Here is a 16,193-nt window from a genome sequence, read left to right on the forward strand (position 1 = left end):
TCAGTGGGCGCGGACTCTGCGGGCAATCATAGCCCGGCAATCGGCCAGAACGACCCGCACTGCGGGCAAATACCGTGTCAAAAGCCGAGCAGTCTCGCCAAATCGACCAGCTGTGACTCGAGTTCGCTCACACTGATACCTTCGTTACAAATCACGTGGTCGGCGGCTTGCAGGCGCTGTTCCCGCCGGGCCTGTTGCGCGATGATGGCCTCCACGTCGGCGCGCGTGAGCCCGTTGCGCGTCATGACGCGTGCAATCTGGGTGGCCGGCGTGCAATCCACGACCAAGACGCGGTCCAGCTGTTCGCGCCAGGGGCGGCGGCCGTCGTCACGTTTGACCCAGCTGGACTCCACCAGCAAGGGTACGTCGTAAACGATGCAGGTCGCGCCCTTGGCGATGGCCGTGGCCGTTCTTGCCTCGGTTTGCGCTTGTACCAGCGGATGCACGATGGCTTCCAGTCGCCGGCGCACCGTTGGATCGGCGAACGCCTGCTGGCGCATGCGCGCGCGGTCCAGCGCACCTTGCGACGTGATGGCTTCCGCGCCAAAGGCTGCGCGCAAGGCGTCGATCGCGGCGCCGCCCGGTGCCGTGGTTTCGCGGGAAATTGCGTCGGCATCGATGACCACGGCACCCCGCGCCGCCAACAGGGCGGCCACCGTGCTTTTGCCGCTGCCGATGCCGCCGGTCAGACCCAGGCGCAACGGCGAGGGCCGTGTGGCACCGACAGAGGGAGGGGGTGTAGGGGGCATGGCCGCTATTTCAGCACGGGCCCGAAATCCCCCAGGTTCAGCCCCAGGGCAGCAAAAAATACACCGTGTCCCAGTGCGAGGAGCGCCAGACCCGCGAAAGCCAGGAACGGTCCGAAGGGGATGTAGAGCGGCGCTTCCTTCTCGGGCTCTTCGTCCGTGGCGCGCGCCGATGCGCGCCGTTGCCGCCCGAGCAGCACCAGGCCGACCAGCGCGCCGAGGCTGGACGCCAGCAGCAGCAAGGGCGGCAAGGCCGCCCAGCCCAACCAGGCCCCGAGCGCGGCCAACAGCTTGAAGTCACCGTGTCCCATGCCCTCGCGGCCGGTGGCCCAGTGGAAACTGGTGGCCAGCAGCCAAAGACTCAGGTAGCCGATGGCCGCGCCCCAGAAGGCATCGACCAACGCCGTCCCGGTCCAGCCGAGTGCCGCCCCGCCCAGACCGGCCCACAGCAAGGGCTGGGTCAGGCTGTCGGGCAGCAGGGTTGTATCCCGGTCGATCAGGGCCAGGGCCAGCAGCACGGCACAGAAACCGCACCAGGCCAGCGCCGTCGGCAGTTGCGTGCTGCCCGCGCGCGCCGCGCACCAAGCGAATAGCAGGGCCGTTCCCAGTTCCACCAGGGGGTAACGCGCACCGATGGCCCCATGGCAGGCCGAACAACGCCCCCGCAAGACGAGGTAACTCAGCAGGGGAATGTTTTCATGCCAGCGCAGCACATGGCCGCAGTGCGGGCAGTGCGAGCGCGGGCTCAGCAACGAGAGTGCGGGCTCATGCGGCCGGGACGGCGTGAGGGGTTGGGAATCCGCCGGAATCGCCGTGGCCACCTCGGCCCGCCACTGCCTTTCCATCATGCGGGGCAGACGGTGCACCAGCACGTTGAGGAAACTGCCGATCAACAAGCCCAGCAGCGCGAAGGCGCCGACAAAGCCCGCGTCTGGCGCGGTGATGCCTAACATCACGTGCCTCTCCTCAGACAATCTGGCCCAGCTGGAAAATCGGCAGGTACAGGGCAATCACGATGCCGCCGATTACTAGCCCGAGCACCAGGATGATGAGTGGTTCCAACAGGCTGGACAGCCCCGACACCAGATCGCCGACTTCGTTCTCGTGAAAGTCGGCCGCCTTGGCGAGCATGGCATCGATCGCGCCGGACTCCTCGCCGATGGCGCACATCTGCTGCACCAGGGGCGGAAAGGCGCCGCTGCGTTCCATCGCAAGGGCCAGGCTGCTGCCCAGCCCGACCTCTTGTCGGATGCGGTCGGTGGCTTCCTCGTAGACACGGTTGCCCGCAGCGCTCCGTACTGTGGCCAGTGCCTGCGCCATTGGTACACCGGCGCCGTGCAGGGTGGCGAGGGTGCGCGTCCAGCGCGCCAGACAGGATTTGTTGATCAGCGGACCGAACAAAGGCAGGCCGAGCAGGGTGCGATCCCGCAGGGCCTGGAGCGTGGGGTGGTGGCGCACCGCATGCACGGTGGCGCAGGCACCCACACCCAGCATGCCGAGCAACAGCAGCCACCAGCGCGCCAGGAAATCGCTCAAGGCGATGAGCAGCAGTGTCGGGCCGGGCAGGTCCGCCCCGAAGGAGCGAAACACATCGTGGAAGGCGGGAATCACGAGCACCATGATGACCGACACCACGAGCAGGGCCGTGCCGACCACAACGGCCGGGTACATCAGGGCCGCGCGGATTCTGGAGCGCAGCGCCAGCGTTCTCTCCAGATGCAGAGCCAAACGCTCCAGCATCTGATCGAGCATGCCCGCCGTTTCACCCGCCTCGACAAGGCCGCAATACAGGCGGTCGAAATGGCGCGGGTGTCTGCCGAAGGCCGCGCTCAGGGTGGCGCCTGCTTCCACGTCGGCGCGAACGCGCAGCAACAGCAGGGTCAGGTTGGCGTTCGCATGGCCGTGCGCGACGATGTCGAAGCCGCGCAGCAAGGGCACGCCAGCCTTCACCATGGCGGCGAACTGGCGGGTGAAGACGGCGATGTCCTTGGTGGTGATCCGGCGCGTCGGAATGGTCCACCAGCGCCGCTGAATCCGGGTGGGCAAGATGTCCTGGCGGCGCAAGGCCGCCCGTACCTCGCGCGGATGGGCCGCGCGCAACTCACCCCGCACCAGGCGACCCGCCGCATCTTCTCCCTCCCAGACGTAGAGAACGGCGCGGGGAACTGACGTTGAGTCGGCTGGCAAGGCGGCATCAGGCATGGCGTGCATCATCACCGATCGGTTTCGAGCTTGTAACGGGCCCCCTGTTTTGGCAATGGAATCCGCAAGACTGGGCCCGTGCGGGGGCACGGCAGTTCCCGTGGGTTTGCCGATCCGTCCTTTTTGCTTCAAACCGGCCTGCCGGCATCTCAAATGGAAAAGGGTTAGCGGCCACTTGGCTGCTAACCCTTGAATTGCTTGGTCGGAATGAGAGGATTCGAACCTCCTACCCCTTCGTCCCGAACAAATTAACAGCCAAATTTCCTAGGACGTTAAAAAACGTCTTTGGAGCATATTGTCATTGTAAATCAATGACTTATAATTTTTCGAATGTGCAAAGGTATCCAGCAAGATTCATTGAAAGCCGATTTCTGGTTTACCCATGGGTTTACCCATGGAGGGCAAGATTCATGACTCGCTATCCCAGGCAAGGTAAAGGCCGGAGGTGGACAGTAAAGGAGCTTGAAGCCGTGCCAAATGATTGGACGGGAGATGTGCTCAATGATGGCGATGGCTTGAATGGGGAGGTGCGAGCGAAGCAGGATGGTTCACTGACTATCGCTTGGCGCTATGCCTTCAAATGGGAAGGTAAGCTCAAATGGTTCTACTGCGGTACATGGCCGGATGCCAGTCTCGAAGCAATCCGGCGTGAGCGTGACAGTGCGCGGGAACTGGTCAAAACCGGCGTCAATCCCAGCGATCAACGCAAAGCAGGGCGCATTGAAGCGCAAGCGAAAGTTAAAGCCGTTATTGATGAGGCTGAACGGCAGACGGTCGAGAATCTACCTGTGCGAGCTATGTACGAAGCATGGCTCGCTGATGGAGTAGCGCGCAAGGGTGACAACGCTGATTTGATCCGCGAGTTCACCAAAGACGTACTACCAGCTATCGGGGATATGCCTGTCCGGAGTGTCACCGAACATCATATTCGTGAGCTTCTGCGCGCAATGATCAAACGTGATGCCTGCAGCATGGCTGATCGCGTGTGTGCGGATATGGTGCAATTATTTTCGTGGGCGGAAAAGCGCAAGCCCTGGCGCGGATTGATGGTAGATGGCAATCCGATGGACTTGATCGAATTTGAAAAGCTTCTTCCGCCAGGAAAAAAAGGGCGCAAGGCGCGAGATCGAGTTCTTGATGCTGACGAAATACGGGAGCTTCAGCTCATCCTGAAGAGCATGGAGGAGGCATACGAGGATGCACCCAAAGGAGAAAAGCACAAGGCTCAGCACCCGCTGAAAAAGGAAACGCAGCTTGCGTTGTGGATTTGTCTAAGCACCGCTTGTCGCATTGGAGAGTTGCTGAAAGCGCGCTGGGAGCACATTGACTTGAAGAAAGGGGAGTGGTTTATACCTTCGGAGAATGCCAAACAAGTTCGGGGTGGTACACCAGACCATTTGGTCTATCTTTCCGAATTCACTTTGAATCAGTTCAAAGCGCTGCATCAATTGACTGGGCGGAGCGAGTGGTGCTTCCCGGCCCGAAGTGCTGGCATCGGGCTTCATTCGAAAAAGCCCACGGATACGCATGTCTGTGAGAAATCCGTTTCTAAGCAAATTGGCGACAGGCAATGTCGATTCAAGAAACGAGCGCAGTTGAAGAACAGGCGTAACGATGACAGTTTAGTGTTGTCGCAAGGGGGAAATGGTGCTTGGACGCCACATGATCTTCGGCGTACTGCTGCAACAATGATGCAGATGCTGCATGTGCCTCTTGAGGTTATTGATCGGTGTCAAAACCATGTCTTGCCTGGCAGCAAAGTCCGCCGACATTACATGCACTACGACTATGCCGACGAAACCCGACATGCTTGGGAGAAGCTGGGTAACCATCTAGAACAACTGCTTACATGATTGAAGTGCGGCGCGGCCAGAGGGGTCTACGCACGTGCAAATTTGTGTGCTACAGTTTCACCACTCTTCAAGCTTCAGTTGGTTCAGCGCTCGCAAAACATTACGCGACCATGAAAGTATGAGAGGCTCGTCCAAGGCTGCACCCCCTCGGACAGAATCTAAAAATTTGAGATTTGGCGACCCGAGCAGCCTTCAATCTCCGACACATTAGAGACTCGCGAACACATCCAGCGGTCTCGTTGAGAAGCGTATCGAACAGGGCGTCTGCTCTGTTCCCCACCTCCCAAGATGGTGGGATTGATGTTCAAGCTCAGAAAGAGACATATGAACATCCGCATAGCCGCGCTATGCATGCACGCTGCCCCTCAATTCCTTTGCCTTGCATCACGGATCTGCCGTGCCGTGTGCATTTTCATTCGCAGTACTCGCCTACGAACAAGGCCCACTTGCATCGTGAAAGAAGTGGCCAGCGAGAAAACGCTCTCCGCAAGGAGGGATGTCATTCTGCAACCTTTTTTTTTGACCATGCTGAATTCAGAAATGTCTCCCCAAGTGATCCGCCTCCCGGGTGTTCGTCACTACACCGGTCTTTCGCGCTCGACGATCTACGCTCTTGTGCGGAATAACGATTTCCCCAAGCCGCTCAAACTTGGGCCTCGCGCAAGCGGGTGGCTCCAGGCAGAGGTCTCTCAATGGCTCAAGGCCAAAACCGTCCAGCGTGACGAGTGAGGTGCAAGAAATGTCTACGTTTACGCCGTCGTCACAATCTATCCCGGATTTCGAGGGATGCATGGAAACCATTCGTACACTGAGTTCCTCCTATATGAGCTTCTCCGCCTACATTCGCCGTATGTATCCAGCCATCGACGAGGCAATTCGGGATGGCACGCCTCTCGACGTGATTTTGAAGGCGATCAATGGCAAGCTTGGTACAAACGGCACCCTTGCTGCGATGAAGTCCGCTCTTCAGCGCATTCGCAGCGAAATGGCCGCAAAACGCACACTTGGTTTGCCGCCTGACTTTGTCGCTCCTCCTATGCCCGCGTCTCACTTCCCGTTGCAACCCTACGATCGTCCTCCTTCCTGGGGGCCATTCAATAACTTTCCGCGAAGCGGCCCGATGAGTCGCCTGTGAATCTGTCTTGGAGTTGATAAAAATGCCGACCTTGCAGGGTCGGCATTTTTTTTGCGAGAACAGTGAGGGCGGGTGCGCGATTCCCGACGGTTCTCAACGATTCTTTGAGATATGTATACCGATTCCGATCGATCTGGGCACTGGGCAAAGTGTTCAAGCTGCTTCCAATAAACGGGAACGTAAGAAACACACACAATCCGATTTATCTCCGTGCCGTCACGAATTGCTGCTTTTCCGTCCCGGTCATTTTTCTGATCCTGGCGGCCCCCAAGTGACGCTCTGGCTCGCGCTCAATACCTTGCTGCTTGAGTGTCCGGTGATCAACTCGCGCTGCGTGCCCGTACTTCTCAAGCGCGGCATTTTGCAGCTCGGCACACCGCCTGCGCATCTCGATTAGTTCAAGCCGCAGCTCCAGCATGTTCCTTCCCCCGCTTTCCTTCTTGCATCCGCCAAGCTCAGGGTTCTTCGAGTTGAATCGACGAAATGTTTTTTCAGGTGCTCTCTCAATGCCATCGGGCATCCGATCCGAGAACATCAAGTGCAGGTGCGTGTTGCTGCGGCCTTCCAGTGACGATGTGTTCTCATGAACCGCGAATTGGTATGGCTTTGTCCCTGCGATCTCATTGACCATCTCATCGACCAGTTCAAGCTGCTGACTCTTCGTAAGCTCTTCGGGCAACGAGATTTCATGCTCCCGGTAGACCGCGCCATTAGCGCGCTCATGCTTGTCCCCTGCGCGCCAGAAACTCACCGGGTCATGCTTTGCCCATGCTGGCATGTTGCCATGCCCACTGAAGACCAGATCCTCTCTTGTGCCGAATCTTCCTTGACGGGTGATGTAGCTCACGTGCTCAACAGCATTACCCTTCTTCCCGCTTTTGACTCTGTGGTGAAAACTTGCCATGAAACAAACCTTTCTGTAGTTGGAATGAAAAAAGCCTGCGCACGTATGTGCACAGGCCTTTGCATCGGAGGTTTTTCCGTTGATCTGAGAGAAAGGGTAAGTGCGCGTCGGATATTCACCCTCTACTCGTCTATTCAAGATCCTGTATCACTCCTCATACAGATATCGAAGCAGTAAAAAAATACTACGAGGTGTACCACTGCTCAAGATTCAGCAGAGTTAATCGCCTTCTGTGAAGGCGTGCACTGCTGCATATTTTTTATCAGACAGGATAGATCTATGACAAGCCACAGTACGTTGACCGAGCGATGTCAAACATACGAGTCAAAGAGTCTCTTGTCATCTGCTTCCGGTATTCCCAGCAAGACGAAAACTTCCTGAGCTTTCACGTCTTGCGTCGATAGGCGTCGATTCTCTGGCAGTTCACTGTTCATGTAGCGGTCAATCACCTCTTCGATCTGAGTGATGACCCCGTACCGAACACGGCGTTCGATTTCGTGTCTCTTCAAGTGGAGACCGGGGAACTCAAAAATGCCTGCTCGCCAGGCTCCCTGAATCAATCGAAAGCTCAGTACGTTCCTGTCGACCAGTTTGCTTGGTATCGCTACTCCTGGTGAGACCACCCGGTGGTAGTGAAAGGAGTCGACGCGTAGAACCTCTTGCCCGTCTTCATAGAGCTCTGGGACCTTGAACACCAGCCGATCCAGCTTGCCAACAGAGATCCCAGCAGGAGGTTTGATCGAAACCCTGACCGCTCCGATATAGCCGGGAAACTGGCGTCGCAATGCCGTGCGCCAGTAGAAGCGCAGCTTCACTTCGAGATCGGTGAGGTCGGGCATGCGGACGTTGCTCCCAATGACTTGTGACCACTGATTGCATTCAATCACACGGACCACGCCATCCGTCACAAAGTGCACAGGCTGTTCACCAGAGCTCAAACCGGACAGTTCGAATTTCTGAAATCAATCAGTGCGGGATCTGCATGTTTGAACTGCGCTGTCAGGGCAGCGCTTCGAGGGATGGCATTTCCCTACCGGTCAGAAAGTGCGCGAGTGCCGCTACTTGCTCTGCTGTAGCTCTCGCCTCGCCCGTCGTTCCCACTTGGTCAGGACGAGGTCCATCTGCTCATCGATGTCCTGGAGCGCTTCACGCGCCAACGTCGGCCCCAGCCGTGATTGCAGCGTCATCACGCGCTGATAGCTGATCAGCGCAAATGGCCAGGTCGTTCCCGCATCTGCGGCCGGCATCATCGGCTTGGGAACAGGCGCGTCACCCGTCCAATCAAGATACCCGCGCGGCATCCCTGCCTGCTGCTCCAGTGCGCGGGCGCGGCGCTCCCCGAAAGCCTTCTTACGCAGTAAGGCGGACAGTTCCCCCTGGTTGATCTGGCGCTCGCCGTCGTTCGTCGAGGCGATGAAGTCCACCATCCGGCCCTGGAAATGCGCGTCGATCCAGCGTTGAAGCTGGGTACGCCGGTTCTCCTCGTCGGGTTTTGTGGGCTTCTCAGGGCTGCTCATGGGTGACGCAAATTCTGTTGCGCCATTACCAAAAGGTAAAACACCAACCAGATACATTACTTTTGAGTAATAATTCATGGCGATGAACTCGCTAATGAAATCAAAGGTTTGCCCCTTCTTCAGCATTACCCTCTTGTCATGTTTCCCTGGACTGTCGTTTGCCCAATCTGGCCTGGAAAGCGTCGGTGACCTGACCCAGGTCATCGTGCCGGCCTACGCCCTGGGCATGGCTGCCAATGAGGAGGGTAGCGAAGGTGTCACTCAGTGGAGCTACAGCTTTGCCGCCACGATGGCGACGGTCTACGCCATCAAGTCCTCTTTACCGGTGCAGCGCCCCGACTACGAAAACGGGGACCGCAAGGACAGTTTTCCCAGCGGGCACACGGCCGCCGCGTTCAGTGGCGCCACGTTCATCCATCGACGCTATGGACTGGAACGGGCTGTGGGTCCCTATGCGCTGGCCGTGTTCACGGGCTATACGCGCATCGAGGCCAAGAGGCACCGCCTGGGTGACGTTCTGGTCGGGGCCTCCATCGCCACGGCCTGGACCTGGGCCTTGGTGGACGAGAAGGCGCAAGTGCAGGTCTCCGTAGACAGGGGGCAGGTCGCGCTGCGTTACGTCTTGAGTCTGGATTAAGACCCCGAAACGGACAACACGCAATGCCGAAGCGTATTTCCTTGGTCGTCCCGTTCTACAACGAGTCCGAGGGGGTGGATGCCTTCTATCAGGCCATCCATCCTGTCCTGGATGCTCTGCCTGGCTATAGCTTCGAGATCGTCTGCATTGACGACGGGAGTCGGGATGACACGCTAGAACGGCTGATTGCCTACAAGGACATCGACCCTCGTTTGATCGTCCTGGAGTTGAGCCGCAACTTCGGCAAGGAAAGCGCCATGACGGCGGGCCTACACATGGCAATGGGCGATGCGGCCATCGTGCTGGATGCGGACTTGCAGGACCCGCCTGAGCTCATTGCTCGCATGCTGGCGCTGTGGGAGAGCAGCGGCGCGGACATGGTCCTTGCCAAGCGGGCGGATCGCAGTAGCGACGGCTGGCTCAAGCGCATGAGCGCGCTGGGTTTCTACAAGCTCCACAACCGCCTGGCAAAGGTTCCGCTCCCAGAGAACGTGGGGGACTGCCGGTTGATGGCGCGCCCTGTGCTGGAAGCGCTCAAAACTTTGCCCGAGCGGACCCGCTTCATGAAGGGGCTGTTTGCCTGGGTCGGCTTCAAGACCGTCACGCTGGAGTACACGCGCCCGGTTCGTGCTGGGGGCACAAGCAAGTTCTCGGGCTGGAAGCTCTGGAACCTGGCACTGGACGGCATCAGCTCTTTCTCCACTGTCCCTTTGCGCATGTGGACCTACCTGGGTGCTCTGGGGGCACTGTCAACGGCCTGCTACGCGCTCTTCGTAGTCGTCCGCACCCTGGTGCATGGCGTGGACGTGCCGGGTTATGCGTCTCTGCTGGTTGCAATCCTCTTCTTCGGCAGTGTGCAGCTCATCAGCGTAGGGGTGCTGGGCGAATACATCGGGCGTATCCACGAAGAGTCCAAGCAGCGTCCGGTCTATCTGTTGCGTGCGGTGCATCGGCAGGATGCCGGGGACGCACCTACTTCCGAGGCATGAGCTTGCCGCTGCGCTTGCTTCTGCGACAGCTTGCCTGCTTCGTGGCTGTGGGTGTTACCGCCACTGCTATGCATTGGTGCTTGGCTGTGTGGCTGGTTGAGGCATGGAGTCTGCCGGCAGCAGCGGCCAACTTGGCGGGATGGGTGCTGGCTTTCGGGGTTTCGTTTGCCGGGCACTACACCTTCACGTTCCGTCATGCACACACGGATTGGAAGCGTTCGGCCTGGCGCTTCTTTCTGATTTCAGTAAGCGGCTTCGCCGTCAACGAACTGGGATACGTCGGTTTGTTGCACACGACGGCGCTGCCCTATGACCTGCTGCTCGCACTTCTTCTCGTCACCCAGGCTGGATTGACCTTCCTGGTAAGTCGTCTCTGGGCCTTTCGCCACTCAGCGTCCGTGCCCCCCTCTCAAGAAACACCCTCATGAAGAACACAGCCTCACAAACGTCGCTCGTCCTGACTTGGCTGATTGCATTGGCCGTTCTGTTGCGCCTGATTACCTTGGGGCTCTATCCCCTGTCGGATCTGACGGAAGCACGCTACGCGGAGATCGCGCGCAAGATGGTGGCCTCCGGCGACTGGATCACGCCCTGGTATGCCGAAGGCGTGCCGTTCTGGGGCAAGCCGCCGCTCTCCACCTGGTTAACGGCCGGGAGCATGCAGCTGTTCGGTGTGAATGAGTGGGCTGCGCGACTGCCTCACTTCCTGTGTGCTGCGCTGGTGGCCTGGCTCATGTGGAGCTGGCTGCGGCTCTACAGCGCCCGAACGGCTCAACTGGGATTGGCTCTGCTGATCGGTTCAGTGCTTTATTTCGTGGCCGCAGGCGCGGTGATGACTGATATGGCTTTGCTCGTTGGCCTGGTCCTGGCGATGCGTGGCTTCTGGTTTGCAATCACGCGAACGGATGGCTTCAAGGTAGCGAAGCGTGAGGGCTGGTTGTTCTTCATAGGTCTCGGTCTGGGGCTGCTCGCCAAGGGGCCAGTGGCCCTCATACTCGCGGGCCTGCCTATTGGCTTGTGGGTACTAGCCTGGCTCGTCTCACCACATCAAAGCAGCGTCCCGGGTATAGGACGCAAGCTGATCTGGTTGTGTAAGCGGTTGCCTTGGCTGCGAGGTCTGGCCTTGATGTTGTTGATGGCCGTGCCTTGGTACGCGCTGGCCGAATGGCGTACACCCGGATTCCTGAACTATTTCCTGATCGGCGAGCACTGGCACCGATTCACCCAACCAGGCTGGAGTGGTGACCTCTACGGCACCGCGCACGTCGAGCCTCGTGGAGCGGTCTGGCTTTTCGCGCTGGCCGCCTGCCTGCCATGGAGTTTTCTGCTGCTAGCGCTGTTGCCTGGACGAGCAAAGGCAAAAAATGAAACGGCACAGAACCCACCAGTGCAGGATGCGAAGCCATTGGGCTCTGCATCGCTGCGCTGGTATCTCTGGGCTTGGGCGATCGCGCCCTGTTTCTTTTTTACTGCGTCGCGTAATACCTTGTGGACCTACGTCTTGCCGAGCTTGCCGGCTGCATTTGCATTGATGGCTCTGTGGCTGGCTAGAGATTCACGTGATCACCGAGTGAACGCCATTATTGGCAGCGGCTTGCTCGCCGCAAGTGTTTCATTTACTGTTGCGGTGCTGGGATTCCCTGAAATTCACAACTCGGCAAAGGACGTGATCGCCGCATATGAGGAGCGTCGAAGGCCTGACGATGAAATCGTGTTCATCGGGTCGGGGAACTACTCGGCATTGTTCTATTCGCTCGGGCAGGCACGCATCGTGCGCGTCGGCCAGACAAAGGATGGGAGTGCACGGAAAATTCTGGAGCGACTACCGGCCATTCATTCAACAACGGGGACTCAGTTTCTGGCTTTACAGAAATCGCAGTGGAAGCGATGGGGCGCGGGACTGGATAGACGGGCGCAAGATGTGGGGGAGCACAGAGGCTACAAACTTCTAAGATTGCTAAAAGACGAGAGGCAATAGCAAAAATCTGCATCGTCAAATGCCAACACCCAGGCAATGACTGCTTTTGATGCTGCATGAGATAGGGCAGCTCAAGGCTGGTTGCAGTCTTTGCATTTCAGTACTCCAATGACTGCATTTGGCGCAAGCGGTCAACTTGGAAGGTCTGATAGCTAATTCAGCTATCCTGTTGGGCGCATTTCGCCGACCGTAGGCGTCGAATAGGAGAGCCGGTGCCCTGATGTGGACGAACGAAACCCCTTTCCAAGCGCTCTCGCTCACGGGCGGAGGCTATCGTGGCTTGTTCACGGCTAGGTCCCTCCAAGTCATCGAGGAGCACGTTGGTGTGCCAATCGGCCAGCGCTTCGATCTGACCTGCGGCACGTCCATCGGCGGCATCGTCGCCCTAGCTGTGGCTTTTGAAGTCCCGATGAAGCAGGTTGTGGAAGTGTTCGAGCAGTATGGCGCGGCAATCTTCCCGCCGCACGATCCACCTTCGACAAAAGTTGGCAAAGGATGGGATCTTTGGCAGCACGCCCGCAAGCCTCGCTACTCTACAGCCCCACTTCGCGAAGCCATCTCGAAGCTCCTTGACAAAGACGCAACGCTGAACGATGCAAAGCATGCAGTTGCTATTCCAGCGGTCAATGTGACCCAAGGAAAACCCCAGGTCTTCAAGACGCGCCACAAAGAGGAATGGGCCCGCGATTGGAAGTTCAAGGCGGTAGACGTGGCACTGGCGACAGCCGCGGCTCCAACGTTTTTTGAACTAGCGGAACTGGGCGGAAACCTGTATGCCGATGGTGGCCTGTTCGCGAATGCTCCTGATCTCTTGGCACTGCACGAGGCTGAATACTTCTTCAATGTGCCAACAGATGCAGTACGCATTTTGAGTATAGGTACTACGACAAAAAGCTACTCAGTTTCCTTTGCTTCTGGCCGACAGTTCGGGATTGCAGATTGGATGGAAGACCAGCGCCTCTTTTCTGTCACTATTTCCGCGCAGCAGCAGTTTGTAGATCAGCTCATTCAGCACAAACTGCAGGATCGCTATTTCCGGCTAGACCACGAGCCGTCGCAAGAGCAGACCAAGGACCTGGGGTTAGACGTCGCGACCGAAGCCGCCAGAATGACCTTGAAGGCCCTTGCAGATAAGGCGACAACGGATGTACTCAGCAACCGCCTAAAGGACTACTTGGTACATCAACCGCAACTCAAACTCGCGAAGGAAAACTGATGGGCCAAGCGTCTAAGCTGTTCAATGGGAACACCGATCAGACGCTTATCGGGCGCGTCACCCCGACGGCGGAGCAGCGAGAGTTCCTGCAGCAGCAGTGGAACGACCTCGCCGACTACTTGAAAGAGATGCTTGCTAAGCACGGCTACGCCATCTCCACGTGGCTTCAGGGCTCCTACAAGTACGGAACGCTCATCAAGCCGGTTCGCCACGGCGAAGAGTATGACGTTGACGTTGGCCTGTACTTCGAGTGGGACGACGACCAAGACGCAGAACCAACGCCTAAGCAACTCCGGAACTGGGTTCAAGCCGAACTTCTTGAGTATGAGAAGGCGTGCGAAGAGTTGAAGAAGGTGGAGGTGCCGCCCAAGGAACGTTGTTCTCGCGCGTCATACGTTCGACAGTTTCACATCGACACGCCGGTCTACCACCTCAACACGGACTCCGACGTACGGCGCTTGGCCTGCCTGTCGGGGAAGTGGGAACACAGTGATCCGAAGAAACTCTACAAGTGGTTCAAGGACGCCGCCAGCGGCGATGACCGTGATCAGCTTCGGCGGCTTGTTCGATACCTCAAGGCCTGGGCAGCGGTCTCCTTTGACGACGCTCCCGACTCCCGGCCGTCATCAATCTTCCTGACAGTCGTCGCCACTGAAGCCTATCAGGTCTTGTGGATGGAGCGCATTCTCGGGTTGACTGATGATACTGCGCTCATTGCGATCATCAAGAAGATGCACGACCGATTGTTCGACGACCGCAGGATCGAGAATCCGGTAGACAAGAACGAAGATCTCAATCGGATGTCTTCGGATGCGTGGGATGGATTTCTGCCCAGACTTGCCGCGCTGCAGAACATCGCCGACCGCGCTGGCGACACTGAAGATGAGGTGTCGGCCGCACTCATTTGGTCGGAGGCATTCTCGTTTCTCATGCCGCTGCCTGAAACTGACCAAGTAGAAATCGTCGACGAAACCTTCGGGCGAGCAGTCATGCAATTGCCAGAGGTTGAAGTCAAGGTATTCACAGGTACGCCACCTCGCCTCTTGGCAACGCATCGTAACGAAGTGCCAGGCGTGGCAAAGGACTGCGACCTGACGTTCACAATCGTCAACCCACATGTAGTGCCGGAGTTCGCGATAGTAGAGTGGACAGTCCGCAATGAGGGCGAAGAGGCCGATCAGCGGAGCGACTTGGGACACCGACGAGTTGGAATGCGCCTCCTCAGCGCCGAGGAACACACGGCCTACGTGGGCAGACACTTTATGGACTGCGTCGTTCGCCTAAACGGGCAGGTTTACGCAGTTCGGCGCGTGCCGGTAACGATCCGCGACGTTCGGCATGTGGCACGCAACCCAGCGAAACCATCGTACACAAAACTCCGGAGTCGTTTCCGCCAACGCCGGTGACACCTTCTATTGGGCCTCAGGTTTGACGCGCAGGAGTGTCTACCGAAATCGGGGCAATTCAGACCGCACAAACCGATGTCCGCCAAACTCGATCAGCTAGCGTTCCGGTTCTTCAAGCTTTTCGCTCAATACGAGTACGCGTTGAAGGCAATGGGCTATGGTCGCGCCGGGAACGCGGACGCAGCCGAGCCCGAGTGGGATCGGTTCGCGAATGAAGTGGGCACTCTTCTACTTCAGGCGGAGAACCCTGACGTCGTGGCAGCCCGGACATATCTCTTCGAAAATCCACCGAAGCGTCAAGTGTGGGTCAATGGGAACGCTGCCTGGGCTGAGGTTCCAAACGTCGAGCGCTCAGCTCAGATGCTGGTTGCTCACATTCGTCGGGTGCGGAACAATCTGTACCACGGAGGCAAGTTCCATGGACAGTGGATCGACCCAGACCGCAGCTTGGAACTCCTTTCCAAGTCACTGCTGCTCCTGGAACACTTGGTCAGTGCAGATGCGGGGTTGCATGAAGCGATCCAAGGCAATGCGGTCTAACAAGTCGGTCGACTCGGACGTGCCCCGGCAGCGCGCCACTCACCTCCAACGTTAGACATCATTGGGTACACGTTGTGGCACACGAGAAGCTGCGAATCGCCAGGACAAGCCAGGATGTTCTTATCGCCAACGTGCGCGGCCAAGTCGGCGAGTCGATCACGACTTGGGTCATGCTCAGGCACGCGATGGCGCAAGCGGCAACGATCCGCTCTACTGACCCGATAAAAGACATTGGAAACCGGGAGTTGGCCTACCTGGACATCTTGGTCCAGAAGCTGAAAGACGAACTCATCGCGAATCTGGCGGAACTAGGTGATGAGAAAGTTGGGAGAGCCAATTTCTACTTCGCATCAGTGAAGATTGGCTCTCTCACTAACGAGACTAGCAAATTCTCAAAGTTCGTCATATCAAAACAGTTTCGACGCAAACGGAACCAAGAGATAGCACATCGAGAACAGCCAGAGCAATGGTTCGAGGACCGTCCAATCTATATCGGATACCAAACAGTCTTGCGTGGCCTGGCAATGGCCGTACGTCTAATGAAGGCCTTCGATCGCAAGCATCTCGGTCCTGCCTCGCCGTACCTGTGGGGAGAGGCTCGCAAGAAGCGCGGTCAATTCCTAGCGCCGGCGCGTGCCGCCTATCTCTTGCTACCGTATCTTCGCCTCCCCTCAGAGACCAGAGTTCGTGTCGCGCTTCAAGAGCAAGCGGAAGGGAAAGTGATCTGGACAGAGATGAAAACGACGATCAATGGCGCCCCGGCAAGCATCTTGGCAAACAAGGAGTGGGGTTTACTACTCCTTGGCAATCGAATCCTGCCACTCGATGAGTATCCGCTCCAGAGTCTTGATTCAGTCAACTTCGGCCCCGAAGCGACACTGCCGAATGACGCCTAACTCGAACGTTGAGGCACCGCTCCCCCTGGCGCTGACTGTCCGGTATGTGGCCGCAACCTGACGGCCCCATTTTTAGTGAGTTAGGCAGCAATCGCTGCACAGCCGTCGGTCAAAGCTCAAGGTCCAGTTCAGGCTGCAAGCGGCCAGTCAGCGCGCAGATTCTTGATGGCCGGT

General features: G+C 58.0%; 17 protein-coding genes. 11 read left to right on the plus strand and 6 right to left on the minus strand.

Annotated elements, in window-relative coordinates:
• Nucleotides 1-77: 77 nt before the first annotated feature.
• Genes coaE through DW355_RS06565 form a run of 3 tightly spaced genes read right to left on the minus strand, consistent with a single transcriptional unit; the run spans nucleotide 78 to nucleotide 2,948 of the window.
• On the minus strand, nucleotides 78-749 hold the full coding sequence (gene coaE / locus DW355_RS06555) for a dephospho-CoA kinase (RefSeq protein ID WP_131278633.1): 672 nt from the start codon (nucleotides 747-749) through the stop codon (nucleotides 78-80).
• 5 nt (nucleotides 750-754) lie between these two features.
• Nucleotides 755-1,699, minus strand: coding sequence for a prepilin peptidase (locus DW355_RS06560; RefSeq protein ID WP_131278635.1), 945 nt, complete (start codon nucleotides 1,697-1,699; stop codon nucleotides 755-757).
• A gap of 13 nt (nucleotides 1,700-1,712) precedes the next feature.
• Complete coding sequence (locus tag DW355_RS06565) at nucleotides 1,713-2,948, minus strand: type II secretion system F family protein (protein WP_131278636.1); 1,236 nt, start codon at nucleotides 2,946-2,948, stop codon at nucleotides 1,713-1,715.
• A 410-nt stretch (nucleotides 2,949-3,358) separates the two neighbouring features.
• On the opposite strand from DW355_RS06565, the gene DW355_RS06570 reads away from it, so the two are divergent.
• The 3 genes from DW355_RS06570 (at nucleotide 3,359) to DW355_RS06580 (ending at nucleotide 5,936) form a co-directional block, all read left to right on the plus strand.
• A complete protein-coding gene (locus tag DW355_RS06570; protein WP_131278638.1) occupies nucleotides 3,359-4,801 on the plus strand; it encodes a tyrosine-type recombinase/integrase in 1,443 nt (480 codons plus the stop codon).
• 453 nt (nucleotides 4,802-5,254) lie between these two features.
• Complete coding sequence (locus tag DW355_RS06575) at nucleotides 5,255-5,530, plus strand: helix-turn-helix transcriptional regulator (RefSeq protein ID WP_242671315.1); 276 nt, start codon at nucleotides 5,255-5,257, stop codon at nucleotides 5,528-5,530.
• A gap of 61 nt (nucleotides 5,531-5,591) precedes the next feature.
• Complete coding sequence (locus DW355_RS06580; protein WP_131278640.1) at nucleotides 5,592-5,936, plus strand: hypothetical protein; 345 nt, start codon at nucleotides 5,592-5,594, stop codon at nucleotides 5,934-5,936.
• A gap of 202 nt (nucleotides 5,937-6,138) precedes the next feature.
• Here the strand turns inward: DW355_RS06580 and DW355_RS06585 are convergent, their stop codons facing one another.
• From DW355_RS06585 to DW355_RS06595, 3 genes are all read right to left on the minus strand, one after another.
• Nucleotides 6,139-6,840 (minus strand): MobA/MobL family protein, encoded by a 702-nt coding sequence (locus DW355_RS06585; protein WP_131278642.1) that lies wholly within the window; start codon nucleotides 6,838-6,840, stop codon nucleotides 6,139-6,141.
• 311 nt (nucleotides 6,841-7,151) lie between these two features.
• Nucleotides 7,152-7,679 carry a hypothetical protein gene (locus DW355_RS06590; protein ID WP_131278644.1) on the minus strand — a complete coding sequence of 176 codons (528 nt, stop codon included), beginning with the start codon at nucleotides 7,677-7,679 and terminating at the stop codon, nucleotides 7,152-7,154.
• Between the two features lie 219 nt (nucleotides 7,680-7,898).
• Nucleotides 7,899-8,483 (minus strand): hypothetical protein, encoded by a 585-nt coding sequence (locus tag DW355_RS06595; protein ID WP_165493138.1) that lies wholly within the window; start codon nucleotides 8,481-8,483, stop codon nucleotides 7,899-7,901.
• 7 nt (nucleotides 8,484-8,490) lie between these two features.
• Here DW355_RS06595 and DW355_RS06600 point away from each other — a divergent pair, with 7 nt between their 5' ends.
• The 8 genes from DW355_RS06600 to DW355_RS06635 all read left to right on the plus strand — a co-directional run bounded on the left by DW355_RS06600 (nucleotide 8,491) and on the right by DW355_RS06635 (nucleotide 16,019).
• Nucleotides 8,491-8,994, plus strand: coding sequence for a phosphatase PAP2 family protein (locus tag DW355_RS06600; RefSeq protein WP_165493139.1), 504 nt, complete (start codon nucleotides 8,491-8,493; stop codon nucleotides 8,992-8,994).
• A 23-nt stretch (nucleotides 8,995-9,017) separates the two neighbouring features.
• On the plus strand, nucleotides 9,018-9,983 hold the full coding sequence (locus DW355_RS06605; RefSeq protein WP_131278650.1) for a glycosyltransferase family 2 protein: 966 nt from the start codon (nucleotides 9,018-9,020) through the stop codon (nucleotides 9,981-9,983).
• On the plus strand, nucleotides 9,980-10,411 hold the full coding sequence (locus DW355_RS06610) for a GtrA family protein (RefSeq protein ID WP_242671316.1): 432 nt from the start codon (nucleotides 9,980-9,982) through the stop codon (nucleotides 10,409-10,411). The genes DW355_RS06605 and DW355_RS06610 overlap by 4 nt, the downstream gene beginning before the upstream one ends.
• Nucleotides 10,408-11,961, plus strand: coding sequence for an ArnT family glycosyltransferase (locus tag DW355_RS06615; RefSeq protein WP_131278652.1), 1,554 nt, complete (start codon nucleotides 10,408-10,410; stop codon nucleotides 11,959-11,961). The genes DW355_RS06610 and DW355_RS06615 overlap by 4 nt, the downstream gene beginning before the upstream one ends.
• A gap of 220 nt (nucleotides 11,962-12,181) precedes the next feature.
• Entirely contained in the window at nucleotides 12,182-13,177 is a 996-nt protein-coding gene (locus tag DW355_RS06620; RefSeq protein ID WP_131278655.1) for a CBASS cGAMP-activated phospholipase, read from the plus strand.
• A complete protein-coding gene (locus tag DW355_RS06625) occupies nucleotides 13,177-14,583 on the plus strand; it encodes a CBASS cGAMP synthase (protein WP_131278657.1) in 1,407 nt (468 codons plus the stop codon). The genes DW355_RS06620 and DW355_RS06625 overlap by 1 nt, the downstream gene beginning before the upstream one ends.
• A 75-nt stretch (nucleotides 14,584-14,658) precedes the next feature.
• On the plus strand, nucleotides 14,659-15,123 hold the full coding sequence (locus DW355_RS06630; RefSeq protein WP_131278659.1) for a hypothetical protein: 465 nt from the start codon (nucleotides 14,659-14,661) through the stop codon (nucleotides 15,121-15,123).
• Nucleotides 15,124-15,197: 74 nt separating this feature from the next.
• A complete protein-coding gene (locus DW355_RS06635; RefSeq protein ID WP_131278661.1) occupies nucleotides 15,198-16,019 on the plus strand; it encodes a hypothetical protein in 822 nt (273 codons plus the stop codon).
• The last annotated feature ends 174 nt before the right edge of the window (nucleotides 16,020-16,193 follow it).

Source organism: Hylemonella gracilis, assembly GCF_004328645.1.
Lineage (GTDB): Bacteria > Pseudomonadota > Gammaproteobacteria > Burkholderiales > Burkholderiaceae_C > Hylemonella > Hylemonella gracilis_B.